This is a genomic window from Cupriavidus sp. 8B (genome assembly GCF_054589115.1).
In genome coordinates this window covers 1-7,097 of sequence record NZ_BAAILO010000016.1, presented here as the reverse complement: position 1 = coordinate 7,097, position 7,097 = coordinate 1, and the positions used below count along the sequence as shown (strand labels likewise).

Here is a 7,097-nt window from a genome sequence, read left to right as displayed (position 1 = left end):
CGCACACCGCCCTCCATTTTGCTTCACCAAGGAGACCGAGGCGACAAGTATCCTGACATGGAGGGCGAGTAAAGAAAAGTGACATCTCACACGTTCTAAAACGGCAACACCGCCCAGCCGCGACAGCAGCTAGAAGCATGAAAACCCCACCCTAAAGAGACACCGCCGCGTCAGCGGGCTGCCGCCGCAAGCCATCACGCCACCCGCCTTCGCCGCGCAGGTCAAGGCGGACTACCTGCGCTGGAGCGAGTTCATCAAGGCGATCGGCTTCACCATCGATGCTTAGCCTGCAGCGCAGCGACTGGCGCGCACCGCGTCAGAGCCGCGCGGCAGCCGCCGTGAGCCAGGCCGCGGTCTGGTCGGGAATCGTGACCGGCAGCATATGGCCGCCGGGGACAAGTTCGAGATCCAGCGCCGGCAGCTTGTCCTTCATCGCCTTGCCCTGGGCCTGCCAGTCGAGCACGGCATCCCCGGTCCCGTACAGGATGCTGATCGGCAAGGCCAGCGAGGCATAGCGCTGCGCCATGGACGGCAGGTCCTCCTCCACGCTGACCATATCTGTCGAAGTGGCATAGAAGCTGCGCGGCCTCAGGCTGAGAAGGCCGCCGCCCACGGTGCCGAAATCGTGCGGCGGCCGGTCGGGGCTGAAGACCAGTTCGACCATGGCCTTGCCACGCAGGATAGACCGGGGGATCGCCCACGTCCACGCGATCACGCGGCGCATCGTGGCCGAGGAAATCGACAGCGCGCGGAACATCGGCGGCACGCCTTCCACCGGATGCGTCAGCGGGGCAATCAACGCCAGCCCGCCGACCGTGCCGGGATGATCGAGCGCAACGCCAAGCGCCACCGCGCCGCCCAGGGAGTGCCCGACCAACAGCGGATTCTGCAGGCCTAGCGCACGGATGAACTTGGCCACGACCGTGCTCTGCACGCTCAGGCGAGCCGACATCGCCGGTGGCCTGGTCGAATGGCCCGAGCCGGGCCGGTCGACCAGGATCACGCGGAACCGGCTGGTCAGCTTCCCCAGCAATGCGTAGGAAAAATTGCCGGTCTGCCCCCCGAGCCCATGGACCATCACGATGACCGGGCCCTCGCCCTTGTCGATGTAATGGAGTCGGGCGCCATCGATCTCGATGAACTTCCCCTTGGGCGGCAGCGCTTTTTCCACCTTGCGCGCAATCAGGCCGGAGAATGCCACCAACCCAAGCAGAACGACAGTGCCCACGACGATGCAGGCAATCAATATGGTCATTGCGTATGTACCTTAATCCTTAACGTTTAGCCTTACGGTCAACCATTAACCGTTCATTATCCGTTAGCCATTCACCGAGGCAGCGGCGCCGGCACGGCCGAACGCCATCTCGCTGTCTTCCACCTTGCCGAACTTCAGGGCCATCAGGTCGAACAGGTAGTTCTGATGTACCTTCCATGGCCGCCTGGCGCCTTGCTTGGGCAAGATGTTGCTGGCCCGCTGGACATAGCCGGAGCTCAGCGAGAGCGAAGGCTCTTCATCGGAGGCCGGATCCGTGCGGCGCGGCGCGCACCAGGCATGGCCCTTCGCGTCCATATGATTGATCAGGCGGCACACGTAGGTCGACGAGAGCTCGGCCTTCAGCGTCCAGGAGGCGTTGACATAGCCCATGGCGACCGCCAGGTTAGGCATATCGCTATACATCATGCCCTTGTACATGAAAGCCTGTGCCGGGTTCATCGGGGTGCCGTCCACCTCAATCTTCATCCCGCCGGCCACCTTTAATTGAAGCCCGGTGGCCGTGACGATGACATCCGCGTCGAGCCGCTCGCCGGAGCGCAACAGCAGGCCGCTTTCGGTGAACGACTCGATCTGGTCGGTGACCACCGAAGCCTTGCCTGAGCGGATGGACTTGAACAGATCCGAGTCAGGCACAAGACAGAGCCGCTGGTCCCATGGCTTGTAAGACGGCGTGAAATGCTTGTCGATATCGTAGTCCGGTCCGAGTTGCGCGCGCACCCCCTTGAGGATCTTGCTCTTGACCAGGTCCGGCTTTTTGCGGGAGAGGTTGTAGAAGTAGATGCTCAGCAGCACGTTCTTCCAGCGCGTGACGCGATGCGCCATCGCCGCCGGCAGCCGCCGCTGCAACCATGCGGAGACAGCATCGCTGGATGGGCGCGCCACGATGTACGTTGGCGAACGTTGCAGCATGGTCACATGGGCCGCCCGCTCGGCCATCGCCGGCAGCAGCGTGACAGCCGTGGCACCGCTACCGATCACGACCACGCGCTTGCCGTCGTAGGCCAGGTCGGCCGGCCAGTGCTGAGGGTGCACCACACGGCCATTGAATTGCTCCATGCCCGGCCACCCAGGCATATAGCCGTCCGCATAATCGTAGTAGCCGCTGCACAAGTAGAGAAAACTGCAGGTAAAACGGGCAGGCGTGCCTTGCGGGCCTACCGTGGCATCGACCGTCCACCGTGCGGTCTCGGAAGACCACGACGCACGCGACGCGCGGTGGCCGAAGCGGATGTGCCGCTCGATGCCGAATTGCTTCGCCGTGCCACGGATGTACTCAAGGATCGAGTCACCATCGGCAATCGATTTTTCGCTTCGCCACGGGCGGAAACTGAAGCCCAGGGTGTACATGTCCGAGTCGGACCGCACGCCGGGGTAGCGAAACAGATCCCACGTGCCACCGATTGCGTCGCGTCCTTCCAGGATCGCGTAGGTCTTGCCCGGGCAACTGGTCTGCAGGTGGTAGCCAGCGCAAATGCCGGAGAGCCCCGCCCCGACCACCAGCACATCGACGTGCTGCGCCGCCGCTTCCCCTTGCGCCGGCTCGTCCTGGCGCCCTGCCGCCGCCGTGCCGGCGTGAACTTCGGGATGCGGGTGCTCCGCATTGCCTGATAGCATCGATTGTCTCCTGTTGGCCAAACCGAGCCGGCGCTTGCCGCGTCGCATTCTCACGGTGCATCCGTGCTGTCTTCAGACTAGACTAGGGTGTTCACCCTAATTAATCAACCGGGATTGCCAAAACTAGGGCTTACCCCTAATCATCCACCGTGTGAACATGCAGATAACGGAACATGCAGGGAGTTACCGACCATGACGGTGCAAGGCGCGCCAACCCGGCGCCCCAAGACGCGCGAGCGCATCCTTGACGCTTGCCTGAGCCTGTTCAACGAGCGCGGGCCGGTCGTCGTGACCACCGCGGAGATCGCCTCGGCGGTCGGCATCCAGGAAGGGAATCTCTACTATCACTTTCACCGCAAGGAACAGATCCTCGAAGCCCTGTTCGATGACTTCGAGCGGGCGCTGCGCGACACCTCGGTCGCGGATCTGGCGCAAGGCGATGCACCGGACCGTTTCGCGGGCTACCTGAGCGGCTGGTTCAACCTGATGTGGGAGTGGCGCTTCTTCTATCGCGACGCGGCGTCCATCCGCAGCCTGGCGCCAACCCTGAGGTTGCGCACCGAAGCGCTGGCCAACGACGGACAGCGCGATGTCCGTCGCGTGTTCGGCGCCATGCAAGCGCAAGGATTGCTGCGCGCCACGCCCGAACAGCTTGACCAACTGGTCGTCAACACGTGGATCGTGTCCACCTACTGGATCGACTACCTGCGGTCCCGCCACGGCATCGATGCCATCAAGCGCGAGCACATCAACTGGGGCGCATCGCAGGTCATGAGCCTGTTCTCGCCCTTCCTCACGCAGGCCGGCACAGGCTTGCTGAATATCCAGCCAAGCGAAGGCTGATGCAGCGGGCAGCCATCGCCATTGACGACAGGCAAGGACGCCAAATGGTCCTAAGGTAAGTGTTGGCCCCCTCCTGCGCATTGGCGGCAGCTGGGGTTCTTTGAGTCACTTACCGGAGAGGAACATGTCAGTGACGCTCAGGTATTGGTCAGAAGACGGCGATGAGGAAACCGTCAATGTATCGTCCGCTCAACTCCTGTCCCAGATTGCACCCCAACCCACTTCGCGATCGCAGAAGCCGCCACCGGCCACTGAAGAAAAGCCGATCAAGTGGACCATCCCCGACGACCCGCCGGGTGATTTCGCATAGCGCACAACTGTAAGGCGACAAAGCAAAAAGCCCGTGCGGCTTGAACCGGACGGGCTTTTGGAATTTGGTTGCGGGGGCAGGACTTGAACCTGCGACCTTCGGGTTATGAGCCCGACGAGCTGCCAACTGCTCCACCCCGCGAAAGAGAATATACGCGGATTGGCGGCATCTGGATAGTCCTAATACAAAAAGAACTGAAAAGTGCTAGGGCCCGTTCTTTTGGCATGGGACGACTGCTGCTCCATTTACGCTCGCGAGTGCACGCAGCCGCTTTGGCGCCGCTCAGCTATTTCCATCTATCCACTGTTTCGCCCACTCGTAAGCCGCGATTTTTGCGTCGGCTGGCGTGGCGTGATTGCGGCCGATGGACTTGGAATCCTGCACCACCGCCCCGTCCTCCCAGATCGCGCATGACGCGATGTGCAAACCGTCCTTGATCGTCTTGCAGAAGACGTGGACTACGTACCCCTTGTACTCCGTGATGCCGCTTTCCATCTGTGTCCTGGCTCCCCTGCACGCTGCTCATCGAAATCTCGCTGGATCCTAGCACGCGCAGGGCTTTTCATTCACGTCAGGGCCGGTGTCCCTCCATACGCGGAACGCCAATTGTCATTTTTTGCAAAAATGACGGATTAACCCCACCGTCGGGGGGAGGTGCTGTCGGCGTCTCTTCCTGTAACCTTCACGCCCAGCGTGGCCAGGGACTCGAAAACCCGCTGTGTCTACAGATAATAATGAAAGGGAAAACCAATGAATATTCTAGGGGAATCCAGGTCGGGAATGAATCGCCGCATCCTGCTAACGCCCGCAGTTGCAGCGATTACGCTCGCTGTATTGAGCGCGTGCGGTGGGGGTGGAGACGGCGGCACGGCGGCTAGCCCGGCTGCCAAGGTGACGCTGCAAGGCACGGCAGCCAGCGGCGCCTTTATGGCAAATGCCCTGGTCACCGTCTATGACGCCGACGGAAAAGTCGTGGGCAGCAGCACCGCGGATGGCAGTGGCCATTTTGAATTCGATGTCGCCGCCTTCCGTGCACCGTTCGCGGTTGTCGCTACGGGCAGCAGCGGGGGCGACCAGTTGACCTACGTCTCGGTGCTGGCGACCAAGCCAACCAATGGCTCGGCCACTGTCAACGTGACGCCGCTGACGACCGCCGTTGCGGCGTTGCTGGTTGGTGGCGACCCCCTCGACCTGACGAAGTCGTCGGTGCTTGGCAGCAAGGCAAGCAACGCCCAGGTACAGCAAATCGTCGGTTTGCTGCGCTCCGTGCTTGCCAATGTCACGAGCGATGCGGGGCTGGACCCCACCGCCTTCGACCCGATTTCCACGCCGCTCAGCAAGCAGGGGGAAGGCGCCGATAGCGTCCTCGACGTCATCCGGGTCACGCTGACCGCGAGCGGTGCCAAGCTGACGAGCACCGGCTCCGTGGTAAGCGGCAACAATGCCGCGCACGAAGTCCTCCTGACGGCGGACTCGCTGGCGTCTCCTCCGCCGGCGTTGCCCAAGCCCGAAGTCAAGACCAACGCCGCGACGTTCGAAGGCATCCGTGCCGCCCTTCAGGCCTGTTTTGCGCTGGATCCCGCTGCCCGTGCGGATGGCACCAGCGTGCTTGGCGCTTGCAGCACCGCATTCTCGAGCGATTACCTGAACAACAGCTACACCGCTCGCGACGACCTGATTACCCTGTTGAATGCGAGCGACATGAAGGGCGCGAAGTTCGAGGCGCCGGTTGTCCTGTTCAATTCGACCAATGCCCAGAACCAGGCTACCGCGCTGGTACGCCTGCCCTTCGTTCGCACCGACAAATCTACCGACCACATCACGCGCCTTGTCACCAATCGCGCGCCCGCTGGCTGGCAGTTGACGGGCAACCAGCGCAGCTATGAAGCCGCGGTCACGCGGCGAATCAGCAAGGTCACCGAGCTGAATCCGCAATCGGCGCAGGGAATCGTATCGCGCTATGAGAGTTCGCTGCGCTTGCTGTTCAACCCCGCCAGAGGTTCGGGCACGAATGTGCAACTGGTAAGGGTGACGGGCCCGGGATTGCCGGATGCAGGCGTCACCCTGTCCCGCTCGCGCGTTTGCGGCAGCTACAGCAACCTGGTGGTACAGAATCAGGCCGGATCGCTGACCTACGCGGCTGACGATCCTGTGTCGCCGAACCAGACCATCAGCAACAGCGGGCAATCGAGCAGCACCGTGGTCCTGGCGGCCACGGCGATCGATAGGAGCCAGGCAGTGAAATGGGGCGGGCTGTCCAGCGGTGGCAACACGTACCTGTCTGCTGCCCTGCCCGACTCCGCCATCGAGAGCCTTCCGGCCCATGGCCGCTACAAGTTCGAGGTGTGGAACCGCAACCTCGACTACAGCTACAAGACCAGCCTGGCAGCGTCGGACGATACGTTCTACGTGACTACGTCCGGCAGCGTGCTCACGCCGTCGGTACTGGCGCGGCAGACCTGGAACAGCATCGACGCAGGCAGCCTGGACTTTGTCACCACGGGCGGCAGCAAGACTGCCGCGCAGTCCGCCACGCGGATCAGCTGGACGCAAAACGCGGAGCCTGTCGACCGTGCCCTGGCGTTTGGCTCCCTGCAGAGCGCGGTGCCACTGCCGGAGCGTGTGCTGATTCAAGGGTTGCCTGTGGCGCGGTCCGCTCGCAGCGATACGGTCAGTGCGACCAACTCTGCTTCCAGCGCACTGACGTCGTGCAGCACTGCCGTGTTTCCGGCCTTTGGCCTGGCGGGCGACCAGCGTACCGTTGAAATCCGATCCACCACCGCGGACGACACGCAGAAGTTCGTGCGCATTGTTGGTACGGTGCGGTAACTGAAACGCTAACCGAAATGCTGTCGCAGCTGGCAATGGTCAGTTGCGATAGCGCTTAGGGAGGGCCGGCATTCGCCGGCCTTTTTTATTGCGGATGAGCAGGTCATATTGCTTTCGAAACCGCCGCCACAAAAGCAAAACCCCCCAGTACTTGCGTACTGGGGGGTTTCAAGGGAGAGCCTGGCGATTACCTACTTTCACACGGGTATCCGCACTATCATCGGC

At 62.4% G+C, this 7,097-nt stretch carries 6 protein-coding genes and 1 tRNA gene; 3 read left to right on the top strand and 4 right to left on the bottom strand.

Annotated elements, in window-relative coordinates; genetic code table 11:
- Nucleotides 1–316: 316 nt before the first annotated feature.
- Together ACYP5B_RS01660 and ACYP5B_RS01655 are read right to left on the bottom strand one after the other, a co-directional pair.
- Nucleotides 317–1,255 carry an alpha/beta fold hydrolase gene (locus ACYP5B_RS01660; RefSeq protein WP_400101569.1) on the bottom strand — a complete coding sequence of 313 codons (939 nt, stop codon included), beginning with the start codon at nt 1,253–1,255 and terminating at the stop codon, nt 317–319.
- A 63-nt stretch (nt 1,256–1,318) separates the two neighbouring features.
- Entirely contained in the window at nt 1,319–2,890 is a 1,572-nt protein-coding gene (locus tag ACYP5B_RS01655) for a flavin-containing monooxygenase (protein ID WP_400101571.1), read from the bottom strand.
- Nucleotides 2,891–3,082: 192 nt separating this feature from the next.
- Here ACYP5B_RS01655 and ACYP5B_RS01650 point away from each other — a divergent pair, with 192 nt between their 5' ends.
- Nucleotides 3,083–3,733, top strand: a complete 651-nt coding sequence (locus ACYP5B_RS01650; RefSeq protein WP_318238517.1) for a TetR/AcrR family transcriptional regulator — start codon at nt 3,083–3,085, stop codon at nt 3,731–3,733.
- Between the two features lie 124 nt (nt 3,734–3,857).
- Nucleotides 3,858–4,043, top strand: a complete 186-nt coding sequence (locus ACYP5B_RS01645; protein WP_400101573.1) for a hypothetical protein — start codon at nt 3,858–3,860, stop codon at nt 4,041–4,043.
- A 65-nt stretch (nt 4,044–4,108) separates the two neighbouring features.
- Here ACYP5B_RS01645 and ACYP5B_RS01640 read toward each other — a convergent pair.
- Both ACYP5B_RS01640 and ACYP5B_RS01635 read right to left on the bottom strand, forming a co-directional pair.
- Nucleotides 4,109–4,184: transfer RNA gene (locus tag ACYP5B_RS01640), tRNA-Met, on the bottom strand.
- Nucleotides 4,185–4,325: 141 nt separating this feature from the next.
- On the bottom strand, nt 4,326–4,538 hold the full coding sequence (locus ACYP5B_RS01635; RefSeq protein ID WP_400101575.1) for a hypothetical protein: 213 nt from the start codon (nt 4,536–4,538) through the stop codon (nt 4,326–4,328).
- A 255-nt stretch (nt 4,539–4,793) separates the two neighbouring features.
- Here ACYP5B_RS01635 and ACYP5B_RS01630 point away from each other — a divergent pair, with 255 nt between their 5' ends.
- Nucleotides 4,794–6,872 (top strand): hypothetical protein, encoded by a 2,079-nt coding sequence (locus ACYP5B_RS01630; protein ID WP_459568305.1) that lies wholly within the window; start codon nt 4,794–4,796, stop codon nt 6,870–6,872.
- Nucleotides 6,873–7,097 lie beyond the last annotated feature (225 nt).